General features: G+C 75.4%; 24 protein-coding genes and 1 pseudogene. 14 read left to right on the top strand and 11 right to left on the bottom strand.

From position 1 onward, the window contains the following. The 7 genes from HLV61_RS20515 to HLV61_RS20485 form a co-directional block, all read left to right on the top strand. Positions 1-479, top strand: a 479-nt coding sequence (locus HLV61_RS20515; RefSeq protein ID WP_369258790.1) for a transglycosylase SLT domain-containing protein, incomplete at its 5' end; no start/stop codon positions are given. 75 nt (positions 480-554) lie between these two features. Then, positions 555-1193: a class I SAM-dependent methyltransferase gene (locus HLV61_RS20510; protein ID WP_369258788.1), complete on the top strand. Its 639-nt coding sequence runs from the start codon at positions 555-557 to the stop codon at positions 1191-1193. Between the two features lie 32 nt (positions 1194-1225). Beyond that, a complete protein-coding gene (locus tag HLV61_RS20505; protein WP_369258786.1) occupies positions 1226-1891 on the top strand; it encodes a TetR/AcrR family transcriptional regulator in 666 nt (221 codons plus the stop codon). A gap of 75 nt (positions 1892-1966) precedes the next feature. After that, the gene (locus tag HLV61_RS20500) at positions 1967-3487 is read left to right on the top strand and encodes a flavin-containing monooxygenase (RefSeq protein ID WP_369258784.1); all 1521 of its coding nucleotides are present in this window, start codon (positions 1967-1969) and stop codon (positions 3485-3487) included. Next, entirely contained in the window at positions 3487-4329 is an 843-nt protein-coding gene (locus tag HLV61_RS20495; RefSeq protein ID WP_369258797.1) for an SDR family NAD(P)-dependent oxidoreductase, read from the top strand. Before HLV61_RS20500 ends, HLV61_RS20495 begins: the two co-directional genes overlap by 1 nt. A gap of 16 nt (positions 4330-4345) precedes the next feature. Further along, the gene (locus tag HLV61_RS20490) at positions 4346-5074 is read left to right on the top strand and encodes a DUF72 domain-containing protein (protein WP_369258782.1); all 729 of its coding nucleotides are present in this window, start codon (positions 4346-4348) and stop codon (positions 5072-5074) included. A gap of 76 nt (positions 5075-5150) precedes the next feature. Next, positions 5151-5540: a hypothetical protein gene (locus HLV61_RS20485; RefSeq protein ID WP_369258780.1), complete on the top strand. Its 390-nt coding sequence runs from the start codon at positions 5151-5153 to the stop codon at positions 5538-5540. Here the strand turns inward: HLV61_RS20485 and HLV61_RS20480 are convergent. Further along, on the bottom strand, positions 5528-6799 hold the full coding sequence (locus HLV61_RS20480) for a M18 family aminopeptidase (RefSeq protein ID WP_369258778.1): 1272 nt from the start codon (positions 6797-6799) through the stop codon (positions 5528-5530). The genes HLV61_RS20485 and HLV61_RS20480 overlap by 13 nt on opposite strands. 83 nt (positions 6800-6882) lie before the next feature. On the opposite strand from HLV61_RS20480, the gene argG reads away from it, so the two are divergent. Further along, positions 6883-8334, top strand: a complete 1452-nt coding sequence (gene argG, locus HLV61_RS20475) for an argininosuccinate synthase (protein WP_369258776.1) — start codon at positions 6883-6885, stop codon at positions 8332-8334. 116 nt (positions 8335-8450) lie between these two features. Here argG and HLV61_RS20470 read toward each other — a convergent pair whose 3' ends face one another. The 3 genes from HLV61_RS20470 to HLV61_RS20460 all read right to left on the bottom strand — a co-directional run bounded on the left by HLV61_RS20470 (position 8451) and on the right by HLV61_RS20460 (position 10437). Next, on the bottom strand, positions 8451-8681 hold the full coding sequence (locus HLV61_RS20470; protein ID WP_369258774.1) for a hypothetical protein: 231 nt from the start codon (positions 8679-8681) through the stop codon (positions 8451-8453). A gap of 366 nt (positions 8682-9047) precedes the next feature. After that, entirely contained in the window at positions 9048-9629 is a 582-nt protein-coding gene (locus tag HLV61_RS20465) for a dihydrofolate reductase family protein (protein ID WP_369258772.1), read from the bottom strand. Between the two features lie 391 nt (positions 9630-10020). Beyond that, a complete protein-coding gene (locus HLV61_RS20460) occupies positions 10021-10437 on the bottom strand; it encodes a VOC family protein (protein WP_369258770.1) in 417 nt (138 codons plus the stop codon). Positions 10438-10555: 118 nt separating this feature from the next. Here HLV61_RS20460 and HLV61_RS20455 point away from each other — a divergent pair, with 118 nt between their 5' ends. Beyond that, on the top strand, positions 10556-11443 hold the full coding sequence (locus HLV61_RS20455; protein ID WP_369258768.1) for a pentapeptide repeat-containing protein: 888 nt from the start codon (positions 10556-10558) through the stop codon (positions 11441-11443). Here the strand turns inward: HLV61_RS20455 and HLV61_RS20450 are convergent. Genes HLV61_RS20450 through HLV61_RS20440 form a run of 3 tightly spaced genes read right to left on the bottom strand, consistent with a single transcriptional unit; the run spans position 11388 to position 14808 of the window. Continuing rightward, on the bottom strand, positions 11388-11822 hold the full coding sequence (locus HLV61_RS20450; RefSeq protein WP_369258766.1) for a hypothetical protein: 435 nt from the start codon (positions 11820-11822) through the stop codon (positions 11388-11390). The two genes, HLV61_RS20455 and HLV61_RS20450, sit on opposite strands and share 56 nt — an antisense overlap. Positions 11823-11871: 49 nt before the next feature. Further along, complete coding sequence (pntB, locus tag HLV61_RS20445; protein WP_369258764.1) at positions 11872-13278, bottom strand: Re/Si-specific NAD(P)(+) transhydrogenase subunit beta; 1407 nt, start codon at positions 13276-13278, stop codon at positions 11872-11874. Between the two features lie 3 nt (positions 13279-13281). Then, positions 13282-14808 carry a Re/Si-specific NAD(P)(+) transhydrogenase subunit alpha gene (locus tag HLV61_RS20440; protein ID WP_369258795.1) on the bottom strand — a complete coding sequence of 509 codons (1527 nt, stop codon included), beginning with the start codon at positions 14806-14808 and terminating at the stop codon, positions 13282-13284. 355 nt (positions 14809-15163) lie between these two features. Here HLV61_RS20440 and HLV61_RS20435 point away from each other — a divergent pair, with 355 nt between their 5' ends. Further along, positions 15164-17236: a putative bifunctional diguanylate cyclase/phosphodiesterase gene (locus HLV61_RS20435; RefSeq protein WP_369258762.1), complete on the top strand. Its 2073-nt coding sequence runs from the start codon at positions 15164-15166 to the stop codon at positions 17234-17236. Continuing rightward, positions 17233-18132, top strand: coding sequence for an HDOD domain-containing protein (locus HLV61_RS20430; RefSeq protein ID WP_369258760.1), 900 nt, complete (start codon positions 17233-17235; stop codon positions 18130-18132). Before HLV61_RS20435 ends, HLV61_RS20430 begins: the two co-directional genes overlap by 4 nt. Here the strand turns inward: HLV61_RS20430 and HLV61_RS20425 are convergent. The 3 genes from HLV61_RS20425 to HLV61_RS20415 all read right to left on the bottom strand — a co-directional run bounded on the left by HLV61_RS20425 (position 18120) and on the right by HLV61_RS20415 (position 22301). Next, on the bottom strand, positions 18120-19271 hold the full coding sequence (locus HLV61_RS20425; RefSeq protein ID WP_369258758.1) for an acyl-CoA dehydrogenase family protein: 1152 nt from the start codon (positions 19269-19271) through the stop codon (positions 18120-18122). The two genes, HLV61_RS20430 and HLV61_RS20425, sit on opposite strands and share 13 nt — an antisense overlap. Before the next feature lie 7 nt (positions 19272-19278). Continuing rightward, positions 19279-20454, bottom strand: coding sequence for an acyl-CoA dehydrogenase family protein (locus HLV61_RS20420; RefSeq protein ID WP_369258756.1), 1176 nt, complete (start codon positions 20452-20454; stop codon positions 19279-19281). A 167-nt stretch (positions 20455-20621) separates the two neighbouring features. Continuing rightward, positions 20622-22301 carry a carboxylesterase/lipase family protein gene (locus HLV61_RS20415; protein WP_369258754.1) on the bottom strand — a complete coding sequence of 560 codons (1680 nt, stop codon included), beginning with the start codon at positions 22299-22301 and terminating at the stop codon, positions 20622-20624. Here HLV61_RS20415 and HLV61_RS20410 point away from each other — a divergent pair. Continuing rightward, a pseudogene (locus HLV61_RS20410) lies at positions 22234-23433 on the top strand (MFS transporter); the annotation flags it as partial. The gene HLV61_RS20415 and the pseudogene HLV61_RS20410 sit on opposite strands and share 68 nt — an antisense overlap. A 35-nt stretch (positions 23434-23468) precedes the next feature. Here HLV61_RS20410 and HLV61_RS20405 read toward each other — a convergent pair. Continuing rightward, positions 23469-24707 (bottom strand): DUF3616 domain-containing protein, encoded by a 1239-nt coding sequence (locus HLV61_RS20405; RefSeq protein ID WP_369258752.1) that lies wholly within the window; start codon positions 24705-24707, stop codon positions 23469-23471. Positions 24708-24770: 63 nt separating this feature from the next. Here HLV61_RS20405 and HLV61_RS20400 point away from each other — a divergent pair, with 63 nt between their 5' ends. Together HLV61_RS20400 and HLV61_RS20395 are read left to right on the top strand one after the other, a co-directional pair. Then, a complete protein-coding gene (locus tag HLV61_RS20400; RefSeq protein ID WP_369258750.1) occupies positions 24771-25202 on the top strand; it encodes a zf-TFIIB domain-containing protein in 432 nt (143 codons plus the stop codon). Between the two features lie 18 nt (positions 25203-25220). Further along, positions 25221-26138 (top strand): ribonuclease Z, encoded by a 918-nt coding sequence (locus tag HLV61_RS20395; protein ID WP_369258748.1) that lies wholly within the window; start codon positions 25221-25223, stop codon positions 26136-26138. Positions 26139-26145: the final 7 nt, after the last annotated feature.

Here is a 26145-nt window from a genome sequence, read left to right as displayed (position 1 = left end):
AGGAGGCCGCCCGGGTCGCCGCGGAGCAGGAGGCCGCGCGGGTCGCCGCGGAGCAGGAGGCCGCCCGCCAGGCCGCCGAGGCGCGGGCCGCGGCCGAGCAGCAGGCCGCCGGCGCGGCGTCCGCCGCGCAGGAGTCCGCCGAGGAGCAGTCCGCCGAGGAGGCGGCGCCCCAGACGGCCGCCCCGGCCGCCCGCGGCTCGTTCAAGGACTACGCGATGAGCAAGGTCGGCAGCGCCACGCAGTTCACCTGCCTGGAGAACCTGTGGGGCAAGGAGAGCGGCTGGAACCCGAACGCGCAGAACCCGACCAGCACCGCGTACGGCATCGCCCAGTTCCTCAACTCCACGTGGGCCAGCACCGGCATCGCGAAGACCTCCGACGGCTACCTCCAGATCGACGCCGGCCTGATCTACATCGAGGACCGCTACGGCTCGCCGTGCGACGCCTGGGCGCACTCCCAGGCCAAGGGCTGGTACTAGGAGGACCTCGGTGCCCCCGCGCCTCGCAGGCTCGGCGCGGGACCCTGCACCGAGGCCGGGTGGTGGACTGCCGGCATGCGAGTCGTCCCGTCGGGCTTCGTCCGCGCGCACACCCAGGTGCGCCGGCCCTCGCTCGTCCCCGAGGTGCGGCTGCACGTGGCCGACGACGTCGTCGCCCTGTGGGAGGCGATGGAGACGGCGGCCGGCGGAGCGGGGGAGGAGCCGCCGTTCTGGGCGGCCGCCTGGCCCGGAGGGCAGGCCCTGGCCCGCTGCCTGCTCGACGAGCCGGCGCCGGTGGCCGGCCGCACGGTGCTCGACCTCGGCTCCGGCAGCGGCCTGGTGGCGATCGCCGCCGTCCTGGCCGGCGCCCGCCGGGTGCTGGCCAGTGACGTCGACCCGTTCTCGCGGACGGCGGTGGGCGTCAACGCCGGCCTCAACGGCGTCCGGGGCATCAGCGTCACCGGCGACGTGCTCGACCGCGAGCCGCCCGCCGTCGACCTCGTCGTCGCCGGGGACGTCTGCTACGACCGGGAGATGACCGGGCGGGTGCTGCCCTTCCTCGACCGGGCGCGGGAGCGCGGCTGCCAGGTGCTCGTCGGTGACCCCGGCCGGCCGTACCTGCCGCACGGGCGCCTGGAGCCGGCCGCCGTGTACGACGTGCCCGAGACCGAGGGGCCGGGGCTCCGCCGCACCACGGTGTGGCGGCTGCCCTGACCCGGGCCGGCCCGCTGGGTAGGGTCGCCGCCGTGGCCGCCCCGCTCCCCGCCGCGCCGGGCGGCAGCCGCGGCCGCCGGGCCCGCCGGCCCTCGGGCGACGACCGCGAGCGCGCCATCCTCGCCACCGCCGAGGACCTGCTCGGGCAGCGGCCGCTCCCCGACATCTCCGTCGACGACCTCGCCCGCGGCGCCGGCATCTCCCGGCCCACCTTCTACTTCTACTTCCCCTCCAAGGACGCCGTGGTCCTGGCGCTGCTCGACCGGGTGGTCGAGGAGGCGCGGGAGTCACGCTCGGCGGCGCTGCGCCGGGCCGGCGACGACGTCCGCGCGAGCTGGCGCGGCGCCCTGGAGGCGGTCCGCGGGACCTTCGCCGCGCACCGGGCCCTGACCGCGGCGGCCGCCTCGCTGCTGGCCACCAGCGCCGAGGTGCGGGTGCTGTGGGCGGCGATCATGGACGGCTTCGTCGAGGAGACCGCGGCGGCGATCGAGGCCGAGCGGGCCCGCGGCGCCGCACCGGCCGGGCCGCCGGCGCGCGACCTCGCCGTCGCGCTCAACTGGATGAACGAGCGGGTCATCCACGTCACCTACGCCGGACAGACGCCGGCGCTCGCCGAGGACGACCTGATCGACGTCCTGCTCACCGTCTGGCTGCGTACCGTCTACGGCACGGACACGCCGGGCACCGCACCCGCCTGACCGACGGATCGTCGAGCCGCTCGACACCGTGTCGAGTACCGTGGCCGGGGCCACCCCGGCCGCGACAGGAGAGCCATGACGCAGTCCGTCCCCACGGAGACCACCACCCGGCACGTCGACGTGCTGATTGTCGGCGCCGGCCTGTCCGGGATCGGCGCCGCCTGCCACCTGCAGCGCGAGCTGCCGGGCACGAGCTACGCCGTCCTCGAGGCCCGCGAGGCCATCGGTGGCACGTGGGACCTGTTCCGCTACCCGGGCGTGCGCTCGGACTCGGACATGTTCACCCTCGGCTACTCGTTCCGGCCGTGGTCGCAGCCGCAGGCCATCGCCGACGGCGCCTCCATCCGCGAGTACGTCCGCGACACCGCGCGCGAGTACGGCGTCGAGGAGCGCATCCGGTTCTCCACCCGCGTCGTCTCCGCCGAGTGGTCCACCGCGGACTCGCGCTGGACGGTCACCGCCGAGCGCACCGACACCGGCGGGACCGAGGTCTGGACCTGCTCGTGGCTGTCGGTGTGCTCCGGCTACTACCGCTACGACCAGGGGTACCGTCCCGACTTCCCGGGCGAGGAGCGCTTCGGCGGGCAGGTCGTGCACCCGCAGCACTGGCCCGAGGGCCTCGACTACGCCGGCAAGCGCGTCGTCGTCATCGGCAGCGGCGCCACCGCGGTCACGCTCGTGCCGAGCATGGCCGGGGAGGCGGCGCACGTGACGATGCTGCAGCGCACGCCCACCTACGTCGTCAGCCTGCCCGGGCGCGACGCGCTGGCCGAGAAGCTGCGCCGCCGGCTGCCCGACCGTGTCGTCTACCCGGTCGTGCGGTGGAAGAACGTGCTGGTGTCGATGGCCTCCTACCAGCTCAGCCGCCGCCGGCCGGAGGTCATGAAGCGGGTCCTCGCCAAGGCCACGGCCAAGCAGGTGCCCGCCGACGTCGACGTCGCCACCCACTTCGCGCCGCCCTACGACCCGTGGGACCAGCGGCTGTGCGTCGTCCCCGACGGCGACCTGTTCCGCGAGCTCCGGAAGGGGACGGCGTCGATCGTCACCGACCGGATCGCCACCTTCGACGAGACCGGCATCCGGCTCGAGTCGGGGCAGCACCTGGACGCCGACGTGGTCGTCACCGCCACCGGGCTGAACCTGCTGCCGATCGGCGGGATGGCCCTGACCGTCGACGGCGAGGCCGTGGACCTGTCGAAGACGGTCTCCTACAAGGGCTTCATGGTCTCCGGCGTGCCGAACTTCGCGATGACCATCGGCTACACCAACGCCTCGTGGACGCTCAAGGCCGACCTCGTCGCCCGCTACGTCTGCCGGCTGCTGGCCCACCTGGACCGCAACGGCTACGCCGCGGCCACCCCGCTCGCCCCGGCCGAGGGCGGCGTCGAGCCGTTCATCGGGCTGTCGGCGGGCTACGTGCGGCGCAGCCTGACCGCGCTGCCGCAACAGGGCGCGCGGGCGCCGTGGAAGCTGTACCAGAACTACGTCCGCGACGTGCTGCTCATGCGGCGCGGCCCGGTCGAGGACGAGGGCATCCGGTTCACCCGCCCGGTCCGCGAGCGCGCCACGGCGAGCGCCGGGGAGAGGGCGGCGTGATGCGGCCGTTCGACTTCACCGGCACCGCCGTCGTCACCGGGGCGGCCAGCGGCATCGGCGCCGCACTGGCGCCGCTGCTGGCCGCGCGCGGGATGGACCTGGTGCTGCTCGACCGCGACGCCGAGCGGCTGGAGACCGTCGCCGCGGGCGTGCGCGCGGCCTCACCGGACCGGTCGGTGGACTCCGTCGTCGCCGACCTCGCCGACGCTGCGCAGCTGCGCGAGGCGGCCGACCGGATCGTCGTCGGCCACCCGGGGACGACGCTGCTGGTCAACAACGCCGGCGTGGCCCTGGGCGGGCGGTTCGACCAGGTGACCCTCGAGGAGTTCGAGTGGGTCATGGACGTCAACTTCCGCGCCGCCGTCCGGCTCACCCACGCCCTGCTGCCCGTGCTGAAGGCGCACCCCGGCGCGCACCTGGTCAACGTGTCGAGCCTGTTCGGGCTCATGGCGCCGGCCGGGCAGGCGGCCTACTCGTCGAGCAAGTTCGCCGTCCGCGGGTTCACCGAGGCGCTGCGGCACGAGCTGGCCGAGGACGGCATCGGCGTGACCAGCGTGCACCCCGGCGGCATCGCCACCCGGATCGCCGAGACCGCCCGCGTGGCCAGCGGGGTCGACGCGGCGGAGGCCGAGGAGGGCAAGCGGGAGTTCGCCAAGCTGCTGCGCTACCCGGCCGACCGCGCCGCGCAGCGGATGGTCGAGGCGGTCGAGCGGCGCCGGCCCCGGCTGCTCATCGGCGCCAGCGCCGTCGTCCCGGACGTCCTCGTGCGCCTGGCGCCGGGCTCCTACGGCACGGTGCTGGCCGCCGTCACCCGGCTGGCCGGCCGGCGCCGCGGGGCCTGACCCCGCGGGGTCGACCGTGGCCGTCCACGTCGGCACGTCCGGCTGGAGCTACGACCACTGGGACGGCGTCCTCTACCCACCGGGGACGCCGTCCCGCGACCGGCTGGCCCACTACGTGCGCCGGTTCGGCACCGTGGAGCTCAACGCCAGCTTCTACCGCTGGCCGCGCACCGCGACCTTCGCCGGCTGGCGGCAGCGCCTGCCCGAGGGGTTCCAGCTGTCGGTCAAGGCCCCGCGCGGGCTCACCCACGCCAAGCGCCTGTACGCGCCCGAGGCATGGGTGGAGCGGATCGCCGCCGGCTGGCACGAGCTCGGGCCGAGGCGGGCGGTGCTGCTCGTGCAGCTGCACCCGGCCGCCGCCCGCGACGACGCGCGGCTCGACCACTTCCTCACCGTCCTGCCCGACTGGGTGCGGGTGGCCGTCGAGTTCCGCCATCCCAGCTGGCACGACGAGGCGGTGTTCGCCCTGCTGGAGCGACACGGCGCCGCCTACTGCGTCATGAGCGGCGCCGGCCTGCCGTGCGTGCTGCGCGCGACGGCGCCGTTCGTCTACGTCCGGTTGCACGGCCCCGACCCCGACCACCTCTACGCCGGCTCCTACGCCGACGCCGACCTGCGCTGGTGGGCCGACCGGATCGCGGAGTGGACGGCGCAGGGGCGCGACGTGCACGCCTACTTCAACAACGACGGCCACGGCCACGCCGTCCGGAACGCGGAGACCCTCAAGGGCCTGGTCGGCGGCTGAGCGCGGGCGGCCCGGGGGCGCGAGACTGGAGTCCGGGTCCCGCCGACCGTGGCGGGCGGTGCCGGGGGAGGCGCGCGTGAGCGAGTCGGAGGACAGGCCCCGCGACGGCGGGCTGGTCGCACGGTCGGTCGAGGAGTTCGTCGCGCAGCTGCGCGGGTTCACCGACCGGGCCACCCGGCTGGCCGCCGGCGCCGTCCCGTCGGGGCTGTCGCTGCCGCGGCTGCCGTCCCCGCCGGGCGCGATGTCGGCGGCGCAGGTCCGCTCGATCGCGGCGTCGGTGAAGGCCCAGCGGCAGCTGATCGACGGCCTGGTCGGCCAGCTGCAGGCATTCGACGAGCAGCTCGCCGTCTTCGAGCGGATCCTCGACCCGCTGGTCGAGTGGAGCTCGACCTGGGCGCGGCTGGAGGAGTCCTTCGCCGACGTCGTGCGCCGCGCGCCGGCCGATCCGCCGCCTCAGTCGGAGTAGCAGGCGGTCAGCGCGGCCACCATCAGCGGCACGTCGAGCGCCGAGGCCAGCTCCCGGCAGGAGTGCATCGCGAGCATCGGCGCGCCGACGTCGACGGTCGCCAGCCCCAGCCGGGTGGCGGTCAGCGGGCCGATGGTCGAGCCGCAGGGCAGGTCGGCGCGGGAGACGAAGTACTGGAACGGCACCCCGGCCTCGGCGCACCGCTCGGCGAACCAGCCGCCGCTGGCCGCGTCGGTGGCGTAGGCCTGGTTGGCGTTGACCTTCACCACCGGGCCGCCGCCGAGCTGCGGGGCGTGGGCCGGCTCGTGCCGGTCGTAGCGGGTGGGGTGGACGGCGTGCGCCATGTCCGCCGAGACCAGGCGGGAGCGCGCGACCGTGCGGGACAGCGCCTGCGGGTCGCCGGGGTCGGTGACCGCGACCAGCCGGCGGACGACGTCCTCGAGGAAGCTGCCGCGCGCGCCCGACATCGAGCCGCTGCCCACCTCCTCGTGGTCGTTGGCCACCAGCACCTGGGTGCGCTCGCCGGGGGCCGCGCCGATCAACGCGGTCACCCCGGCGTGGCAGCTGGCCAGGTCGTCCATCCGCGGCGCGGCGATCCACGTGCCGTCGGCGCCGGTGGTGCCCGCGGGCTGGGTGTCGGCCAGCACCAGGTCGTGCCCGACGACGTCGGCGGCCGGCACCCCGGCGGCGTCGGCCACCGCCTCGGTCAGCCCCGGCTCGGTGCCCAGGTCGCGCGACCACACGGGGACCAGGTGCCGCTGCGGGTCGAGCGTGAGCCCCTCGCGCACGCCACGGTCGAGGTGGATGGCCAGCGAGGGCAGCCGCAGCGGGGCGCCGTCGAGCCGCACCAGCGCCGTCCGGCCGCCGCGCAGCGCCACCCGCCCGGCCACGGTCAGCTCCCGGTCCAGCCAGGTGTGCCACAGCCCGCCGCCGTAGGGCTCGACGCCGACCAGCCGGTAGCCGGCCTGCCGGACGTCGGAGCGCGGGCGGACCCTGAACGTGGGGGAGTCGGTGTGCGCGCCCACCAGCCGCATCCCGGCCTCGGCGAGCGGGGCGCTGCCCACCCGGAAGGCGACCAGGCTGCCGTGCCGCACCACGAAGTGCGCCGCGCCGGGCGACAGCGACCAGGCGTCGGCCTCGGCCAGCTCGGTGGCGCCGGCGGCGGTCAGCCGGCGGGCGAGCTCCGCCACGGCGTGGGACGGCGAGGGTGAGGCGTCGACGAAGGCGCGCAGGTCGTCACCGGGGGAGAGGTCGGGCACCGGCCGATCCTCCCCTGACGGTGGTGGCGGCCTGCGGACCCCCGCCGGTGAATGGTCATGCGTCGTCGTGCATAATCTTCCCCGTGTCCAAGGTGCTCACGTCCCTGCCCGCCGGCGAACGCGTCGGGATCGCCTTCTCCGGTGGCCTCGACACCTCCGTGGCGGTCGCCTGGATGCGCGACAAGGGCGCGGTGCCCTGCACCTACACCGCCGACATCGGCCAGTACGACGAGCCCGACATCGACTCGGTGCCCGGCCGGGCCGCCGCCTACGGCGCCGAGATCGCCCGGCTGGTCGACTGCCGCGAGGCGCTGGTCGAGGAGGGCCTGGCCGCCCTGACCTGCGGCGCCTTCCACATCCGCTCCGGCGGGCGCAGCTACTTCAACACCACGCCGCTGGGCCGCGCGGTCACCGGCACCCTGCTGGTGCGCGCCATGCTCGAGGACGACGTCCAGATCTGGGGCGACGGCTCGACGTTCAAGGGCAACGACATCGAGCGCTTCTACCGGTACGGCCTGCTGGCCAACCCCTCCCTGCGGATCTACAAGCCGTGGCTGGACGCGCAGTTCGTCGAGGAGCTCGGCGGGCGCCGGGAGATGTCGGAGTGGCTGACCGCGCACGGCCTGCCCTACCGGGACAGCGCGGAGAAGGCCTACTCCACCGACGCCAACATCTGGGGCGCCACCCACGAGGCCAAGCGCCTGGAGCACCTCGACACGAGCATCGAGATCGTCGAGCCGATCATGGGCGTCCGGTTCTGGGACCCCGCCGTCGAGATAGCGACCGAGGACGTGACCATCGGCTTCGCCAACGGGCGGCCGGTGTCGGTGAACGGCAAGGAGTACGCCTCCGCCGTCGACCTGGTGCTCGAGGTGAACGCCATCGGCGGCCGGCACGGCCTGGGGATGTCCGACCAGATCGAGAACCGGGTCATCGAGGCCAAGAGCCGCGGCATCTACGAGGCGCCGGGCATGGCGCTGCTGCACGCGGCCTACGAGCGCCTGGTCAACGCCATCCACAACGAGGACACCCTCGCGACCTACCACGCCGAGGGCCGGCGGCTGGGCCGGCTCATGTACGAGGGCCGCTGGCTGGACCCCCAGGCGCTCATGCTGCGGGAGTCCCTGCAGCGGTGGGTCGGCATGGCGGTCACCGGCGAGGTCACCCTCCGGCTGCGCCGTGGCGAGGACTGGTCGCTGCTCGACACCACCGGCCCGGCCTTCAGCTACCACCCGGACAAGCTGTCGATGGAGCGCACCGACGACCCCGCGTTCGGTCCCACGGACCGGATCGGCCAGCTGACGATGCGCAACCTCGACATCGCCGACTCCCGGGCCAAGCTCGAGCAGTACGCCGCCCTCGGCATGGTCGGCGGCGGCGGAGAGGCCGCGGTGATCGGCGCCGCCCAGGCGGCGGCCACCGGGCTCATCGACACCATGACCGAGGGGGGCGCCGAGGCGATCGCCGGCCGCGCCACCGAAGGGGTCGACGACGAGCTGCTCGACCGCGCCGCCATGGAGTCGGGCAACGACTGACGGCTCGTCCTGCGGATCGCATCGTCGCGGAGGCTGCCGGTGCCCCCCGGGTGGCTCACCCAGGGGGCACCGTCCCCGCCGTCGGGTCGCTGCCTGGTCCTCGCAGGCAGGTCGCGTCAGCGGCGAGGCAGCCCGATCAGGAACGCGTCCTCGTCGTCCGGCCGGCTCGCTGGGTGGGCATCCACACCGGTGACCTGCCGGACCGTCTGCCACTGGCCCGGTGCCCAGGCGCGTGTCAGCAGACCGTCCTCCGACAGCGCGACCAGGGCTCCGCTCTCCGTCGCGAGCAGCCCGGCCTCGATCTCCTCGTCCCCGCCCTCGGTGATCCGCACCGTCCAGATCGGCATCCCGCGCTCCCCCTCTTGCGGCGCCGCCTCTCGGCGCCCGGTCCGAGCAGACAACGGGGCGGAGGTGGCAGGTGGCAACCACCCCTGGGCGCGCCATCGCTGTCTGTCAGCGGAACGGCATAGGACGGAACCATGGAGGTCGGGACGAGTGATCTCCCCTGCGTCCCGTGGCCGGCCGCCACTCGAGGCAGCGCAGGGTCCTCGCGCAACCGCGTGTCCCGCACGCCACCTCTGCGACGAGGCGGCTCGGCTCGTCGTGTCCCTGAGCGGCCCACTGAGAGACACCTGCTCAGGTGCTGCGCCAGGGGTCCGGAGCCGTCCCGTGTCATGGCACGCGATGACTCCTCCCCGTACCCGACAGATCGGTCAACGGCGCACCCGATAGCGCACGTGGAGCACCCGGTTGCCCCGGATCACCACGTCGGGATCCTCCACCAGGTGCTGCGCGTGGACGGACCCGAAGAAGCGCTTGCCGGACCCGAACACGACGGGTACGACGTCCATGCGCACCTCGTCGACCAGGCCTGCGGCGAGCACCTGACCACCCACCTCGCCGGCGGCGACCTCGACCAGGCGGTCACCCGCAAGCTCCTGCGCCTCGGACACGGCTGCCTCGATCCCGTCCACGAAGTGGAACGGCGCCTCGGGGTCCCAGCCCTCGGGCTGGGGACGGTGCGTCACGACGACCACGTGGTCGATCCCGCTCGGGGGCTTCCCGTCCCAGCCGTCCGCCAGGTCGAAGACGTGGCGGCCGCAGATCGTCACCCCGATCTGGTCCCGGTACGCCCGGACGTGGTCGTAGGACGCCTGCGACACCTTCACCGCGCCGCTCTCGTCCAACGGCACGTCACCGCTGAGGAGCCAGTCGAACAGCGGTCCGGGCTGGTCGTTCTCGTCCGCGACGAAGCCGTCCACCGACACCGAGCTGTACATGACCACCTTGCCCACGGGGCCCTCCTCTGCTGCGGGGCGCCCCAAGTTGGCGGGTCGTCAGCTGTCGCTCCTGTGAGGGAGCGCCAGGGCCAGGCAGCGGCCAGCCGTCCAGCGCACGGCGGGGATGCTCGCGCCAGGACCGCCGCCGGACCTCGACGTACCGGGCCGGCGTCAGCCCGGTGGACGCCCGCGACTCGTGGCCGAGGGAAGCCTGGTCGAAGTGGCCGCGCCACCGGCGAGGTCGCACCAGGCGATCGGTCCGGCGGGGTCGATCGCGAACACGGTGGCGGCCAAGCCTCAGGTGCGGGCCGGCCGCTCCGTCACCGTCGAACGCCTCGAGGAACCCGGCTGATCCGTGGGACCGCGACGGGTCCCTGGAGTCGCCGTCAGAGCCCTGCGCGGTCGGTCAGGTGCTCTGGGGAGGCAGGCCCTGCTCCGGCGTGCGCAGGTCCGTGCGCAGCGGATGTCCGGCGGGGACCTCGACGAGCACGATCGCCACGCCGTCGGGGTCCTCGACCGTGGCCTCCAGCAGCCCCCACGGCTGCAGCACCGGCTCCGCGACGACGGGGACGCCGGCCCGCGTGAGCCGGGCGACCTCCGCGGCGAGGTCGCGCACCTGAACCCACAGCGCCAGGCCGTGGGGGCGCTCGGCCGCGCGGCCGGACACCTCGAGCAGGCCGTTGCCGAGGAAGAACACCAGGCCGCGGTGCTCCGGCGGCCCGAACTCCCGGTACACGGCCAGTCCGAGGACGTCGCGGTAGAAGGCCTGGGAGCGGTCGGGGTCGGTCGGCCGCAGCAGGAGCCGGCTGCTCAGGACGTCCACGCACCCCATCCTGGCCGCCTCCCGTCGGCGAGATCGCGCGACGTCGTACGGGAGGGGCCGCCGGGGCGTACGAGATCGCGCGATCTCGACGCAGGGGACGCCCGCATACCCTCGATCGGTGACCCCTCCCGTCCCGGCCGCGGTCCCCGCCGACCGGCGACGGGACCTGACCGCCGACTGCTCCTCCTGCGCCGGGCTGTGCTGCGTGCTGCCCGCCTTCGCCGCCTCGGCCGACTTCGCGATGGACAAGCCCGCCGGGCACGCCTGCGTGCACCTCACCGGGGACGCCCGCTGCGGCATCCACGCCGACCTGCGGCAGCGCGGGTTCCCCGGGTGCACGGTCTTCGACTGCTTCGGCGCCGGGCAGCGGCTGGTGGCGGCCGCGGCGGTCGAGCGGCCGGCCGGCGACCCCGGCGTCGCCGCGGCGTTCCCCGTCCTGCGGCAGCTGCACGAGCTGCTCTGGTACCTGACCGAGGCCGCCGCCCTGCCGCTGCCCGCGGACCTGCGCGGCGAGGTCGCCGCGGCGCTGGACCGCACGGAGCGGCTGGCCGCCGGCACGCCGGCCGGGCTCGCCGCGGTCGACGCTCCCGCCGTCCGGGCGGAGGCGGGCGAGCTGCTGGGCCGGGTCAGCGAGACCGCGCGTAGGGGCCGGCGCGGCCGCGGGGGGGACCGCCGCGGAACCGACCTGGTGGGCGCCGACCTGCGCCGGGCCGACCTGCGCGGGATCAGCCTGCGGGGTGCCTACCTGATCGGCGCCGACCTGCGCGGTGCCGACCTCACCGCCACCGACCTGCTCGGCGCGGACCTGCGCGCGGCCGACCTGCGCGGCGCGGAGCTCACCGGCGCGCTGTTCCTCACCCGCCCGCAGGTGGCCGCGGCCCGCGGCGACGGCGGCACCCGGCTGCCCGCCGCGCTCGAGCGCCCGGCGCACTGGGCGGCCGGCGCGCCGGTCAGTACAGGTCGTCCCCGTCCTCGGCGCGGCCGCGGCGGCGCAGCAGGCCGGTGACCCCGGCGACCCGCGACTGCGCCTGACGGAGCGTGGCGATCAGCGGCATGAGGTCGTCGTTGATGGTGCGCAGCGTGTCGGGGATCGTCTCCACCGCGGGGTCGTCGAGCACCCGGCCGACCCGCTCGAGCCCGGGCCGCAGCGCCCGCACCGGCTCCTCCAGCTCGCCGACCAGGGTCTCCAGCCGCTCGGCGGTCCGCTGCGCCGACGCGATGGCCGACGTCGCCGTCGACGTCGCGGAGATCAGCTCCCGGACGGCGGAGTTGAGCTCGGCCAGCGTGCGCGGCAGCTGGGCCAGCGCCTCGGTCTGCGCCTGCAGGATGGTCAGCAGCTCGGTGAGGCCGGGGATGCGGGGCATGCCGAGCCGGAAGGGGTCCACGACGGCAACCGTCGCTCCCCGGCCGTCCGGACCGCAACCGCAGCCCTCCTCACAGGGCCCGCAGGATGTCCTCGACCCGCTCCCGCGCGTCGCCGAAGAGCATCCGGGTGTTGGTGCGGAAGAACAGCGGGTTCTGGACGCCGGCGTAGCCGGTGCTCATCGACCGCTTGAAGACGACGACGTGCTCGGCCTCCCACACGTGCAGCACCGGCATGCCGGCGATCGGGCTGCCCGGGTCCGCGGCGGAGGGGTTCACCGTGTCGTTCGCGCCGATGACCAGCACGACGGAGGTCTTGGCGAAGTCGTCGTTGATCTCGTCCATCTCCAGGACGACGTCGTAGGGCACCTTCGCCTCGGCCAGCAGCACGTTCATGTGCCCGGGCAGCCGGCCGGCCACCGGGTGGATGCCGAAGCGCACCACGACGCCCTTGTCGGTGAGCGTGCGGGTGAGGTCGGCGACGGCGGACTGCGCGTGCGCGACCGCCATCCCGTAGCCGGGGGTGATGACGACGCTGTCGGCGTCGCGCAGCAGCTGCGCGACCTCCTCGGCGGTGGCCTCGGTGTGCTCGCCCTCGACGTCGCCCGAGGACGCGGTGCTGCCCTCGTTGCCGAACCCGCCGGCGATCACCGAGACGAACGAGCGGTTCATCGCCTGGCACATGATGTAGCTGAGGTAGGCGCCCGAGGAGCCGACCAGCGCGCCGGTGATGATCAGCAGGTCGTTGTCGAGCAGGAAGCCCGACGCCGCGGCCGCCCAGCCCGAGTAGCTGTTGAGCATGGAGACGACGACGGGCATGTCGCCGCCGCCGATCGAGGCGACCAGGTGCCAGCCCAGCGCCAGCGCCAGCACGGTCACCCCGGACAGCGCCGCCAGGCCCGGCGAGACGACGAAGACCACGGTCAGCACGGCGAACGCCGCCAGCGCGCCGAGGTTGAGCGCGTTCTTCCCCGGCAGCACGAGCGGGTTGCTCCTGATCCGCCCCGACAGCTTGAGGAAGGCGACGATCGAGCCGGTGAACGTGACCGCGCCGATGAAGACGCCGATCGCGACCTCGGCGGAGTGGATGCCCACCGGCAGGCCCAGCTCCTCGGCCTCCCCGGCAGGAGCACCCTCCACCGAGAGGTAGCCGTTCCAGCCGACCAGCACCGCGGCCAGGCCGACGAAGCTGTGCAGCAGCGCGATGAGCTCGGGCATGCCGGTCATCTCGACGATGCGGGCCCGCCAGAGGCCGATGACGGCACCGAGCACCATCGCGACGACGATCAGCCCGACCGACAGGGCGTCGCCGTTGCGCCAGGCCAGCCCGATGGTGGCGACCAGCGCGATGGCCATGCCGGCCATGCCGTACGCGTTGCCGGTCCGGGCGGTCTCGTGCCTCGACAGCCCGGCCAGGCTCAGGACGAACAGCAGGCCGGCGACGATGTAGGCCGCGGACGCGGCGGTGGTGGCGCTCATGGCTCAGGCCCTCCGGAACATGCCGAGCATGCGGCGGGTCACGGCGAAGCCGCCGAAGACGTTGATGCTGGCCAGCAGCACGGCCAGGAAGGCGAGCACCGTGACGACCGTGCTCACGTGCCCGAGTTGCAGCAGCGCCCCGACCACGATGATCCCGGAGATCGCGTTGGTGACGCTCATCAGCGGGGTGTGCAGCGCGTGGTGCACGTGCCCGATCACGTAGAAGCCGACCACGACGGCGAGGGCGAACACCGTCAGGTTGCCGATGAGCTGGTCGGGTGAGAAGGCGGCCAGCAGGAACAGCAGCGCGGCGGCGAGGCCGACCAGCGCGGCCCGCCGTCCGGGCGCCGGGGTCTTCGTCGCCGGCGGTGGCAGCGGCGCCGGTGGGGGAGCGGCCACCGGGGCGGCCGAGACGGCCACCGGCGGCGGGGGCCACAGCACCTCGCCGTCGCGGGTCACGGTCATCGCCCGCTGGACGACGTCGTCCATGTCGAGGACCAGCCGGCCGTCCTTGCCGGGGGTGAGCAGCTTGAGCAGGTTGACCAGGTTGGTGGCGAACAGCTGGCTGGCCTGCGCCGGCAGCCGGGCGGGCAGGTCGGTGTAGCCGATGATCGTGACGCCGTTCGGGGTCACGACCACCTCGTCGGGCACCGAGCCCGCGACGTTGCCACCCTGCGCGGCGGCCATGTCCACGACCACCGAGCCCGGCCGCATGCTCGCGACCATCTCCCCGGTGAGCAGCCGCGGCGCCGGCCGGCCGGGGATGAGCGCGGTGGTGACGACGACGTCGACGTCCCGGGCCTGCTCGGCGTACATGACGGCGGCCCGGGCGTTGAAGTCCTCGCTGGTCACCGAGGCGTAGCCGGTGCCGCTGCTCGCGGCCTCGGCCTCGTCGGCCGGGACGCCCACGTACTCCCCGCCCAGCGAGCGGACCTGCTCGGCTACCTCGGGCCGGACGTCGGTGGCCCGCACGATCGCGCCGAGGCTGCTGGCCGCGCCGATGGCGGCCAACCCCGCCACGCCGGCGCCGGCGACGAAGACCTTGGCCGGCGGGACCTTGCCCGCCGCGGTGACCTGCCCGGTGAAGAACCGGCCGAAGGCGTGCGCGGCCTCCACGATCGCCCGGTAGCCGGCGATGTTGGCCATCGACGACAGCACGTCCAGCGACTGCGCACGGGAGATGCGGGGGACGGCGTCCATGGCCAGCGCGGTGACGCCGCGGGCGGCGAGCGCCTGCACCAGCTCGGGGGAGAGCGCCGGCGCCAGCAGGCTCACCAGGACCGCGCCGGCGCGCAGCCTGCCGACCTCGTCCCCGGTCGGGGCGTTGACGTGCAGGACGACGTCGGCCCCCCAGGCCTCGGCCGCCGACCCCATCCGGGCGCCGGCGGCGACGTAGGCCTCGTCGGGGAAGCTGGCCGCCTCCCCGGCTCCGGACTGGACGAGGACCTCGTGGCCGAGGACGCACAGCGCGCTGACGCTCGGAGGGGTCGCGGCCACCCGCGTCTCGTTCCGCCGGCTCTCTGCGGGCACACCGATGAGCACGCGCACTCCAAGGACAGCTCGGGCCGGCGGCGCTGCCGGCGGGCCTGGGTGGTGCAGCGGGGGACGCGGGCGGCGCCCCCCCGGTGCTGCATCGTGACAGGCGCGCCCGGCATCCCTCGCCTCCCGGGACCCGATCGTGACGCGGATCGCACGCCGGACGGCGCAGGCGCGACGTCACCCGGGCGGGTGAGCGGCGGCCGCGGCCGGCTCCACCGCGACGGCCGCCGTGCCGAGGTTGCCGGGGAGACCCCGTCCAGGGTGCCGGACGACGCCATCCCGAACGACGCCATCCCGAACGACGCCATCCGAACGACGCCATCCCGAACGACGCAGGAGGACGCCCGTGCCCGCCAGCCCGACCGCGACGGGCCCGGCCGGGAGCGTGTCGCCCGAGGTGCTCGCGGCGGTCTTCTCGGCCGCGGCCGCCGGCGACGGCCCCGCGCTGCTCGTCGCCGAGACGGTCGAGGGCACGCCCCGGGTCACCTGGGCCAACGAGGGCGCCGTCCGGCTGCTCGGCACCGCGGCCGGAGACCTCCGCGGGCTGCCCGTCGGCGAGCTGGTCCCCGCCCTCGCCGCCGGCGAGCTGGCGGTCCTGCTGCGCCGTGAGCACGCCTCCCGGCTGGCCCTGCGGGTGCGCACCGGCGGCGGCCTGGTCGACGCCGTCGTGCGGGCGGCCCCCGCGCCGTCCGGCAGCGCCTGGACGCTGGCGGTCGTGCCCGCGGACGCGGGGACCGACCGGGTGTCGCGGGCGACCGCCGACGCCGCCGAGCGGCGCTTCGCCACCCTGACCGAGCGCTCGCCGATCCCGACGCTGCTGTCCGAGCAGGGCATGCGGCTGGCGCACGTCAACGACGCGTTCTGCCGGCTGGCCGGGCGCCCGGCCGCGGACATGCTGGGCACCGGCTGGACCGGCGCCGTGCACCCCGACGACCTGGGCGCCGTGATCGAGGTCGTGGCCGCCGTGCTCGAGGGGGAGGACGGCGAGGTCCGGGCCCGCCTGGTGCGCGCCGACGGCGCCGAGCGGGTGACCGTGATGCGCTTCGGGTACGTCTTCACCCCGGGGGCCGGCTCCGGGTTCCTCGGCACCGTCGAGGACGTCACCGACCGGCTGGCCTTCGAGGCGCGGCTGGCCCACCAGGCCTCGCACGACCCGCTGACCGGGCTGCCCAACCGCACGCTGCTCGACCAGCACCTCGCCACCCGCTTCGCGGCCACCGGCTCCTCCACCGGCGGGCGGCTGGCCTGCCTGTTCCTCGACCTCGACGACTTCAAGGTCGTCAACGACTCGCTCGGCCACGAGGCCGGCGACGAGCTGCTGGTGGAGGTGGCCGGCCGGCTGCGCGCCACGGTGCGTCCCGGGGACCTCGTCGCCCGGTTCGGCGGCGACGAGTTCGTGGTCGTCTGCGAGGACGTCGACGAGGCCGACGCCGCCGCGCTGGCCGAGCGGATCGTCGCCGCGCTCGCCGTCCCGGTGCACCTGGCCGGGGTGCGGTTCCGGCCGCACGCCAGCGTCGGCGTCACCGTGCAGGCGCCCGAGCACGCCGACGCCGCGGACCTGGTCCGCGACTGCGACATCGCGATGTACCAGGCCAAGGCCGGGGGCAAGGGGCGGGTGCGGGTCCTGGACCGCTGCGGCCGCGCCGAGGCCCGGGACAAGCTGCAGCTGGTCGCCGACCTGCGCGACGCGATCGAGCGGCGCGAGGTCACCCTGCACTACCAGCCGATCGTGTCGGCCGCGGACGGGTCGCTGGAGGCCGTCGAGGCCCTCGCCCGGTGGCACCACCCGGTGCGCGGGCCGATCAGCCCGGAGGTCTTCGTGGCCCTGTCCGAGGAGAGCGGGCTGGTCGGCCCGCTCGGCCTGCTGGTCCTCGACGAGGCCTGCCGGCAGGTCGTCGCCTGGGACCGCGACCTCGGCGACCTGGCCCCGCCCCGGATCAACGTCAACGTCTCGGCGCTGCAGCTCGACGGCGGCCTGCGGGCCGAGGTGCTCGCCGCCCTGCACCGCCACGGCCTCGCCCCGGCCCGGCTGTCCATCGAGATCACCGAGTCCGCGCTCATGACCGACCCCGCCGCCGCCCGCGGCGTGCTGCAGGAGCTGCGCGACCTCGGCGTGGCGGTGGCCATCGACGACTTCGGCACCGGCTACTCGTCGCTGGCCTACCTGCGGCACCTCCCGGTCGACTGCCTGAAGGTCGACCGGTCGTTCGTGGCCGAGCTCGCCGAGGGGCACCCCCAGATCGCGACCGCCGTCATCGCGCTGGCCCGCAGCCTGGGCCTGTCCACCGTCGCCGAGGGCGTGGCCACTCCCGGCCAGGCCGCGGCACTCACCGCGCTCGGCGCCACCTACCTGCAGGGCTTCTCCCTGGCCGTGCCGATGGACGGCGCCACCACCGCCACCTGGGCGGGTGCGCGGTGACCGCGCTGTCGCTGGGCGCGCCGCCGGCGGTCGACCTGGACCGGCTGCTGGCCGGCATCGACACCCTCGCCACGCAGCGCCCCGTCGCCGCGCAGGTGGTGGCGGTGGCCAACGCCGAGGACGCCAGCGCCCGCACGCTCGCCGGGGTGCTCGCCGCGGACGTCGCGCTCTCCGGCCGGGTCATGAAGCTGGCCAACTCGGCGTACTTCGGCATGAGCGGTCGGGCGACCACGCTGCAGTTCGCGATCACCGTCGTCGGCTTCACCGCCGTGCGCACCATGGCGACGGTCGCCCTCACCTGTCTCGACGACGAGTCGCAGCTGCCGGACGGCTTCTGGGAGAGCAGCACCGCCGTCGCCCTCGCCGCCTCCGTCCTGGCCCCGCGCTTCGGCAGCCGGTCCCAGGACGCTCTCTGCCTCGGCCTGCTGGCCCAGGTCGGGGTGGCGCTCCTGCACGCCGACGACCCGGCGGGCTACCGGGAGCTGGCCGCGGCGCACCGCCCGTTCGCCGCCCGGCGGGCCGCCGAGGTCGCCCGGTACGGCATCTCGGCGCTGCGGCTGTCGGCCGTCGCGCTGGGGCAGTGGGGCTTCCCGCCGGCGATGGTCGCGCCGCTGGCCGCCGTCGACGACCCCACCTCCGCCGACGGCGCCCTGCTGCGGGTCGCCTTCGAGGTGGGCGCCCGCTGCACGGACCCCGCGCACGCGTCCGAGCCGGTGCAGCGGCTCAGCCGCGGGCTGCTCGGCGAGGAGGGCGTCGCGGCGGTGCTCCAGCAGGTCCGCGACGCCGCCGAGGACCTCCGCCGCGCCGTCGTCGGGGACCAGACGACGACAGCGGCCGGCGTCCCCTCGTCGGGGACGCCGGCCGCCGTGTCGTGCTGCCGCGCTCAGCCGGTGTAGGGAGCGCCCAGGGGGTCGACCGTCGGGTAGCTGTCCACGGTCGCCGCGAGCCGGTCGGCGGCCCAGTCGCCGTCGCCGAGCAGGTGGTCGATCGCGGTCAGCCGGCTGGTGTAGTGCCCGATCGAGTACTCAGCGGTGACGCCGATGCCGCCGTGCAGCTGGATGGCCTCCTTGCCGACGTGCCGGCCGGCGCGGCTGGTCTGCAGCCGGGCGCGGACGGCGGCGGCGACGGCGTCGCCACCGGCGTCGGCCACCATGCTCGCCCACAGCGCGGTGCTGCGGGCCAGCTCCAGGGACACGTACATGTCCGCCGCGCGGAAGGTCAGCGCCTGGAAGCGGTTCAGCGTGACGCCGAACTGCTTGCGGGTCTTCAGGTACTCCGCGGTGGTCGTGATCGCGGTGTCCATCGCCCCCACGGCCTCGGCGCTGTAGGCGATCCGGGCCAGGGCCTGCGCCCGCTCGACGTCGGCGGTGCGGTCGGCCGTGCCGTCACCGAGCAGCTCGGCCGGGGTGCCGTCGAGGGTCACGTTCGCCGCGCGGCCGCCGTCGTGGGTGCGGTAGCCGGTGCGGGTCAGGCCCTCGGCGTCGCCCTGCACGAGGAACAGCGCGGTGCCGCCGTCGGTGACCGCGCTGACCACGAGGACGTCGGCGCGGGCGCCGTTCGGCACCGGCTCCTTGACGCCGCTCAGCCGCCAGGTGCCGCCGTCCTGCGTGGCGGTGACACCGGCCGCCGAGGCGCTCCAGCGGGTGGCGGGCTCGGCGAGTGCTGCGGCGAGCACGCTGCTGCCCTCGGCCAGCGGCCCGAGGACCGCCGCCCGCTGCGCGGCGGTGCCCACCGCGGCCACGAGGCCGCCGGCGAGGACCACGGCCTCGACGAACGGCTCGGGCGCGAGGACCCGGCCGATCTCCTCGGCGACGACGGCCACCTCGATCGGGCCGGCGCCCATGCCGCCGTCCTCCTCGGCGAAGGGCAGCCCGAGGACGCCCATCTCGGCCAGCCGGGCCCAGGTCTTCTCGTCGAAGCCGGGGTCGGCGGCGGTGACCCGGCGGCGCTGCTCGCTGTCGGAGTAGGCACGGCCCAGGAGGCCGGCGACGGCGTCGCGCAGGTCGTTCTGCTCGCTGTCGTAGGTGAAGTCCACTGCTAGCTCACAGCCCCAGGATCGTGCCGGCGATGATGGTCCGCTGGACCTCGTTGCTGCCCCCGTAGATGGAGACCTTGCGGTAGTTCAGGTACTGCGGCGCGGCGACCCGGGCCCAGTCGGGCACCTGCGAGCCGCCGTCGGCGAAGGAGGCCACCGACAGCGGGCCGGCGATGTCGACCAGCAGCTCGGTGGCGGCCTGCTGCAGCTCCGAGCCGCGCAGCTTGAGCACCGAGGAGGCCGGGTGCGGCTTGCCGTCGGCGGAGTTGGCGACCACGCGCAGCGCGGTCAGCTCCAGCGCCAGCAGCTCGTTCTCCAGCTCGGCGATCCGCGCGGTCAGGCGCGGGTCCTCCGACAGCGGCCGGCCGCCGACGACGACGTCGCGGGCGTGCTCCTTGGCCTGCGAGATCAGCTTCTTGGTGGCGCCGACGCGGGCGATGCCCACGCGCTCGTTACCGAGGAGGAACTTGGCGTAGTCCCAGCCGCGGTTCTCCTCGCCGATGAGGTTCTCGGCCGGGACGCGGACGTCCTCGAAGAAGACCTCGTTGACCTCGTGCCCGCCGTCGATCAGCTCGATCGGCCGCAGCGTGACGCCCGGGGTGTCCATCGGGAAGACCAGCATCGAGATGCCGCGCTGCTTCTTCTCGGCGGTCGGGTCGGTGCGGACCAGGCAGAAGATCCAGTCGGCGTACTGGCCGAGGGTGGTCCACGTCTTCTGGCCGTTGACCACCCAGTCGGCGCCGTCGCGGACGGCGGTGGTGCGCAGCGAGGCGAGGTCGGAGCCGGCGTCGGGCTCGGAGAAGCCCTGGCACCACCAGATCTCGAGGTCGGCCGTCTTCGCCAGGAAGCGCTCCTTCTGCTCCTGGTTGCCGAAGGCCGCGATGACCGGGCCGATCATGCTGGCGTTGAACGCCAGCGGCTCGGGCACGCTGGCCAGCTGCATCTCCTCGCGCCAGATGTGGCGCTGCAGCGGCGTCCAGTCCTTGCCACCCCACTCGACCGGCCAGTGCGGCACGGCCAGCCCGGCGGCGTTGAGCACCTGCTGGGCCTGCACGTACTGCTCGCGGGTCAGGTGCCGGTGGGCCGCGATCTTGTCGCGGATCTCCTGCGGCACCTGCGTGGTGAAGAAGGTGCGCATCTCATCCCGGAAGGCCTCCATCTCCGGGGAAAGCTGCAACCGCATGGGACCTCTCTCCTGACGGCGGTGTGACGCCGTCTCGACGTGTTCCCCGACGATCCCACATCTGTTACCGGGCAGTAGATCCGGCTCGGACGGCGCGGGGAGGACGGACGTGCCCGGGCCCCGGCGGCGGCAGCGGCCCTGCCGCCGCCCGGGGCGCGGGGTGCTGCTCAGGCGCCCGGGAACGTGTCCCAGAACGCGCAGTGGGCCTCCGCGGCGACGTCGACCGGACCGACCCCGCCGGCCGAGGCGACGTCCAGGCCCTGGACGTCGGACGGGTCGGAGTAGCGGTGCCAGGCCGGCACCCCGTACCCGTTCGGGTCACCGGTGGCGGCGAAGCCCGTCCAGTACCGGACCATCGTCGTCGCCAGGTCCTGCTGCTCGGCGGTCAGCCCGTCGCCGAACAGGCCGGGGAACAGGTAGGGCAGCTCACCGGCGTGCTGGGCACCCTCGGGGTAGAGGGACTGGGGGAACGAGAACGGCGGTCCCGAGAACTCGAGCAGCGGGTCCGCCCCCTGGTCGCGGAACTGGTACGCCCACACCGGCGTGGTCCGCTCCAGCGTCCCGTGGGCGTCCACGTGTTCGCAGGTCGACAGCGCGCTGCCGGTGTCGCTGGCGACGGCGGCCAGCACGCGCAGCGGCGAGCCGTACTCCGCGAGCGGGTACCGCTGGGCGACCGCCGCCGCGGCCGCGCCGAACCGCTCGGCCAGGATCGCGTCGTGGTTCCTCGGGTCCAGGACCCTCGGCAGCTCGGCCGACGGGATGCTCAGCGGGGTGAACAGCGTGTTCTCGTCCTGCAGGTTGCCGTGGACGACCGGCACGCGGTTCCAGTTGCCCGAGGCGATCGCGTCGGCCGGCTGGACCGGCAGGGACGAGCCGCCGACGACGAACGAGCCGCCGCCCGCCGGCCACGCGGCGAGCAGCGCGGCGACGTCGGCACCCTCCAGGCAGTCGACGACCGCCGGCCCGTCGCCGGTGCACCCGACCGTGGTCGCCACGCCCTCACCGACCGCCTCCGCCTCGTCGAGCGTCGCGTACTCGGTGGTGCAGCTGTAGCTCTGCGCGATGGCCTTGTCGAACAGGCCGCGGGCGGTGGGCGAGGCCAGCTGGGCACACACCGAGGACGCGCCGGCCGACTCGCCGAAGATCGTCACGTTGCGCTCGTCGCCGCCGAAGGCCTCGATGTTGCGCTCCACCCAGCGCAGCGCCGCCTGCTGGTCGAGCAGGCCCGCACTGCCGGACCCTTCGGGGCCGACGGCGGCGGAGAGGTCGTCCTGGGCGAGGAAGCCGAACGGGCCGAGCCGGTAGTTGACCGTCACGACGACGACGTCGCCCTCGAGCGCCAGCTTGCTCGCGTCGTAGCGGTCACCGCTGCCGGTCCGCCAGGAGCCGCCGTGGATCCACACCATGACCGGGAGGTCCGAGCGCGCGGCGTCGAGGCCGGCCGGGGTGGTCACGTTGAGGTAGAGGCAGTCCTCGGTCGTCGACGAGGTGGGGTTGGTCAGGCTCGACACCTGCGGGCAGGGGCTGCCCGGCCGCGTCGCGTCGCGGACGCCGTGCCACGGCTGTACCGGTGCCGGCGGCCGGAAGCGCAGGTCGCCGACCGGCGGAGCGGCGAACGGGATGCCCTCGAAGACCCGGTAGGCGCGGTCGACGGCCTCACCGCGTACCTCGCCGTCGGCGGTGTCGACCACCTCGGGAGCCTGCGCCCCGTGGGCGGGACCCCCGCCGTTGCCACCGGGAGCCGCGGCAGCGGGGCCGGCGGTCGCCAGCACGCCCGCGGTGAGGGCGACCCCGGCGCCGAGGGCGAGCAGGGTCCGGCGCAGCCGGCGGGGTGGAGATGGATGCACGAGTCCTCCAGCGTTCCCGGCCCGCCACGACGATGTGACCCGGCCCACGGACGGCTGGGACAGTAGCCCCCGGTGTTTCACGATCGCCACCGGCCCCCGGGTGCGGCCGGCACGGGCGCGGGCGGAGCAGGATGGCCCCGTGCCGGCCGTCCCGCCCGGTGGCCGGCTGCTGCTGGCCGCCGTCCTGCTGACCGCGCTCAACCTCCGTGCCGGGATCGCCGCCGTCGGCCCCGTGCTCGACGACGTCCGGGCCGACGTCGGCCTCTCGGCGGCGGCCGCCGGGCTGCTGACCACCCTGCCGGTGCTGTGCTTCGCGCTGCTCGCCCCGGCGTGCGCCGCCCTCGGCCGCCGGGTGGGTCCCGGGGCCGCCGTCCTCGGGTCGATGCTCCTGCTCGCGGGGGCGCAGGGGCTGCGGGTCCTCGACGGCTCGCCGGTGCTGCTGGCCGGCACCTTCCTCACCGGTGCCGCGATGACGGTGGGCAACGTGCTGCTGCCGGCCGTCGCCAAGGGCTTCGGACAGCGGGCCGGCACGGTGACCGGCCTCTACACCGCCGCGCTGGTGGCCGGCGCCGCGGCCGGCGCCGCGTTCACCGCGCCGCTGGCGGCCGTGCTCGGCTGGCGGGGCGCGCTGGCCGCGGAGGGGGTGCTGGCCGTCGTCGCGGCGGGGGTGTGGGTCGCGGTGGTGCGGGCGGCGGCCGCCCGGGATGCGGCCCCGGGACCGGCCCCGGCGGCCGCGCCGTCCGGCGGCTCCCCGTGGCGGTCACCGGTGGCCTGGGCGGTCAGCGCGGTGCAGGCCCTGCACTCCACGCTGTACTTCACGCTCACCGCGTGGCTGCCCACCCTGCTGGCCGACCGCGCCGGCACCGACGCGGCCACCGGCTCGCTGGCCGCGTCGGTGTACCAGGTGCTCGGCATCGCCGGGAGCCTGCTGGTGCCCGCCGTCCTCGCCCGCCGGCCGGGGCAGGCCGGGCTGGCGCTCGGGGTGGCCGCGCTGTGGACCGTGCCGGTCGCCGGGCTGCTCGTGCTGCCCGGCGCGTGGCCGGCGTGGGCGGTGGTCGGCGGGCTGGCGCAGGGGGCGGGGATCGCGTTCGCGGTCACCCTCGTGGTGCTGCGGGCCGCCGACGGGGCCGGAGCCGCCCGGCTCTCGGGCATGAGCCAGCTGGTCGGCTACGGCGTCGGTGCCCTCGGCCCGGTCGTCGTCGGTGCGCTGTCGGAGGCCACCGGCGGCTGGACGGGGCCGCTGCTGCTCCTGCTCGCCCTGGGTCTGGGCCTGGGGGCGGCCGGGCTGGTCGCCGCCCGGCCGGTCGAGGTGCGCTGAGCCCTCGAGGCGCGGGGTCGGGGCAGCCGGACGACGTCGGCGAGCACGCCGCCGTCATCGGTGAGCCGCCCCGGTGCCGGGCTGTCGTAGACGACCATCAGCCGGCCGTCCTCCGCCGGGCCGAGCAGGCCGATGCCCTCGGCGTGGTCGTCGCCGTCACCGAAGGGCAGGGCCAGCTCGCGGGTGAGCAGGTCCCCGCGCACGACGGTCGGCCCCTCCGCCGCGCACGCACCGTGCCAGCGGTAGACGTACACCGGCCCGTCGAGGTCCATCGTCGGCCCGGCCAGCACGAGCAGGTCCCCGCCCTGCGGGCACAGGTCGCGCACGCCGAGGCCGGCCAGCCGCAGCACGTGCTTGCGGTAGCGGCGGCCGTCGGGGAACTCCCGCAGGCGCAGCCGCGCGGGGTCGCGCCGGTCGACCTCGGGCCGCAGCTCGAGCACCACCGCCCAGCCGCGCAGCACCGGCCCGCGCAGGCCGAGGTAGACGCGCTCGCCGGAGACCGCGATGCCCTCGACGTCGAGGCCGTTGTCCTTGCCGGGGATGGGCAGGAACGGCGCCAGGTGCTCGTCGTCGGCCAGCAGGTCGCGCAGGTCCCGGCCGCGGGCGCCGAAGACGGCGGCGCAGCGGGTGCCGTCGTCCTCCACCAGGGTGGGCAGCCCGTCGACGTCGACCACCGGGATGCGCACCAGCACCTGCCGGCGCGGCTGGCCGGTCACCCTCGCCAGGCGGCGCAGCGCACGGTCCCCGTCGTGCTCGTCGCGGATGCGGCGCCGCCGCAGGCTGTGCGACCCGACCGCCCACAGCGCGTCGCCGGTGCGGGCCAGGCCCTCGATGTCGGCCTCCTCCTCGATCCCCGGGCCGCGCCCGCCGGGCAGGGGCACCAGGTCGGCGAGGGAGGAGCTGGTCTGGTCGCCGTAGCAGGTGGGGTCGGCGGGGTCGTCGGCCACCAGCCGCTCGATCGTCGCGGTCTCGTCCCCGGCGACCCAGAGCACCGGCCCGTCGCTGCGGATGGCCGAGAGGTTCGTGTGGGTGGCGCTCTCCCGGGCGGCCGTGCCGAACCGGAGGGTCACGGTGCGCTCTGTCGTCACGGGCGGGCACCCTGGCACGCGGTCGCGCTCTCCAGGTGGATCCGCGGCGTCGTACCGTGCGGCATGGATCTCGTCTGTCCCAAGTGCCAGGGCGCGATGCGCACCTACGAGCGCAACGGCGTCCACGTCGACCAGTGCACCGAGTGCCGGGGGATCTTCCTCGACCGCGGGGAGCTCGAGCGGCTGGTCGACGCCGAGAACTCCTGGCACGGCGCCCCGTCGGCCGCGCAGGCCGGTGGCCGGCACTCCGGAGGCCAGGCCGCCCACCAGCCGTCCCAGCAGCACGGCGCACCACAGCAGTACGGCGCACCCCAGCAGCACGGGGCCCAGTACCCGGCCGCCGGCGGCGCGGGGCTCGGCGCCGTCGTGAACGAGGTGCTCGGCGCGGTGCGCGGCTCGTCGCACCCGTCGTCGTCGCACTCGTCGTCCCACGGGTCCTACGGCTCGCACGGCAAGAAGCGCAAGGAGTCCTTCCTGTCCGACCTCTTCGGCTGACCCCGTAGCGTCCCGGCGGTGGCGGCGCGGGAGCTGGTGGTGCTGGGCACGGCCAGCCAGGCGCCCACCCGCACCCGCAACCACAACGGCTACCTGCTGCGGTGGGACGGTCGCGGCTTCCTGTTCGACCCCGGCGAGGGCACCCAGCAGCAGCTGCTCCTGGCCGGCGTCCCGAGCAGTGCCGTGCACCGGATCCTGCTGAGCCACTTCCACGGCGACCACTGCCTGGGCCTGCCCGGGGTGGTGCAGCGGATGTCGCTGGACGGCGTCGCGCACCCGGTGGTGGCGCACTACCCGGCGTCGGGGCAGGTCTTCTTCGACCGGCTGCGGCACGCCACGCCGTTCGCCGACCTCGCCGAGATCCGCGAGGAGCCGGTGGCGGCCGACGGGCCGCTGGCCGAGGACCCCGCCGGCCTGTTCGAGGCCCGCCGCCTGAGCCACCCGGTCGAGTCCTTCGGCTACCGGCTCACCGAGCCCGACGGCGTGCGGATGCTGCCCGACCGGCTCGCCGCGGCCGGCGTCTCCGGGCCCGACGTCGGCCGGCTGCAGCGCGAGGGCGAGCTGCGGGCGGGCGACCGGACGGTGCGGCTCGCCGAGGTCGGCGCGCCCCGGCCCGGCCAGCGGTTCGCCTTCGTCATGGACACCCGGATGTGCGACGGCGTCCCCGCGCTGGCCGACGGCGCCGACCTGCTGGTCGTGGAGTCGACGTTCCTGTCCGCCGACGCGGCGCTGGCGGAGCGGTACGGCCACCTCACCGCCCGGCAGGCCGCCCGGGTCGCCGCGGAGGCCGGCGTGCGGACGCTGGTGCTCACCCACTTCTCGCAGCGCTACGCCGACCCGCGTGCCTTCGAGGACGAGGCGCGGGCGGAGTTCGGCGGCGACCTCGTCGTCGCCGCCGACCTGCAGCGGGTGCCGGTGCCCCCGCGGGCGGGGTAGGGAGGGA

The organism is Geodermatophilus amargosae (genome assembly GCF_041028265.1).
Classification (GTDB): domain Bacteria; phylum Actinomycetota; class Actinomycetes; order Mycobacteriales; family Geodermatophilaceae; genus Geodermatophilus; species Geodermatophilus amargosae_A.
This window is presented reverse-complemented; position numbering and strand designations above follow the sequence as displayed.

Excerpts from the sequence above, each read along its gene's own strand:
- HLV61_RS20495 (WP_369258797.1), top strand. The coding sequence starts at position 3,487 with ATGCGGCCGTTCGACTTCACCGGCACCGCCGTCGTCACCGGGGCGGCC.
- HLV61_RS20500 (WP_369258784.1), top strand. The coding sequence starts at position 1,967 with ATGACGCAGTCCGTCCCCACGGAGACCACCACCCGGCACGTCGACGTG.
- pntB (WP_369258764.1), bottom strand. The coding sequence starts at position 13,278 with ATGAGCGCCACCACCGCCGCGTCCGCGGCCTACATCGTCGCCGGCCTG.
- HLV61_RS20400 (WP_369258750.1), top strand. The coding sequence starts at position 24,771 with ATGGATCTCGTCTGTCCCAAGTGCCAGGGCGCGATGCGCACCTACGAG.
- HLV61_RS20510 (WP_369258788.1), top strand. The coding sequence starts at position 555 with ATGCGAGTCGTCCCGTCGGGCTTCGTCCGCGCGCACACCCAGGTGCGC.
- HLV61_RS20470 (WP_369258774.1), bottom strand. The coding sequence starts at position 8,681 with ATGCCGATCTGGACGGTGCGGATCACCGAGGGCGGGGACGAGGAGATC.
- HLV61_RS20420 (WP_369258756.1), bottom strand. The coding sequence starts at position 20,454 with ATGCGGTTGCAGCTTTCCCCGGAGATGGAGGCCTTCCGGGATGAGATG.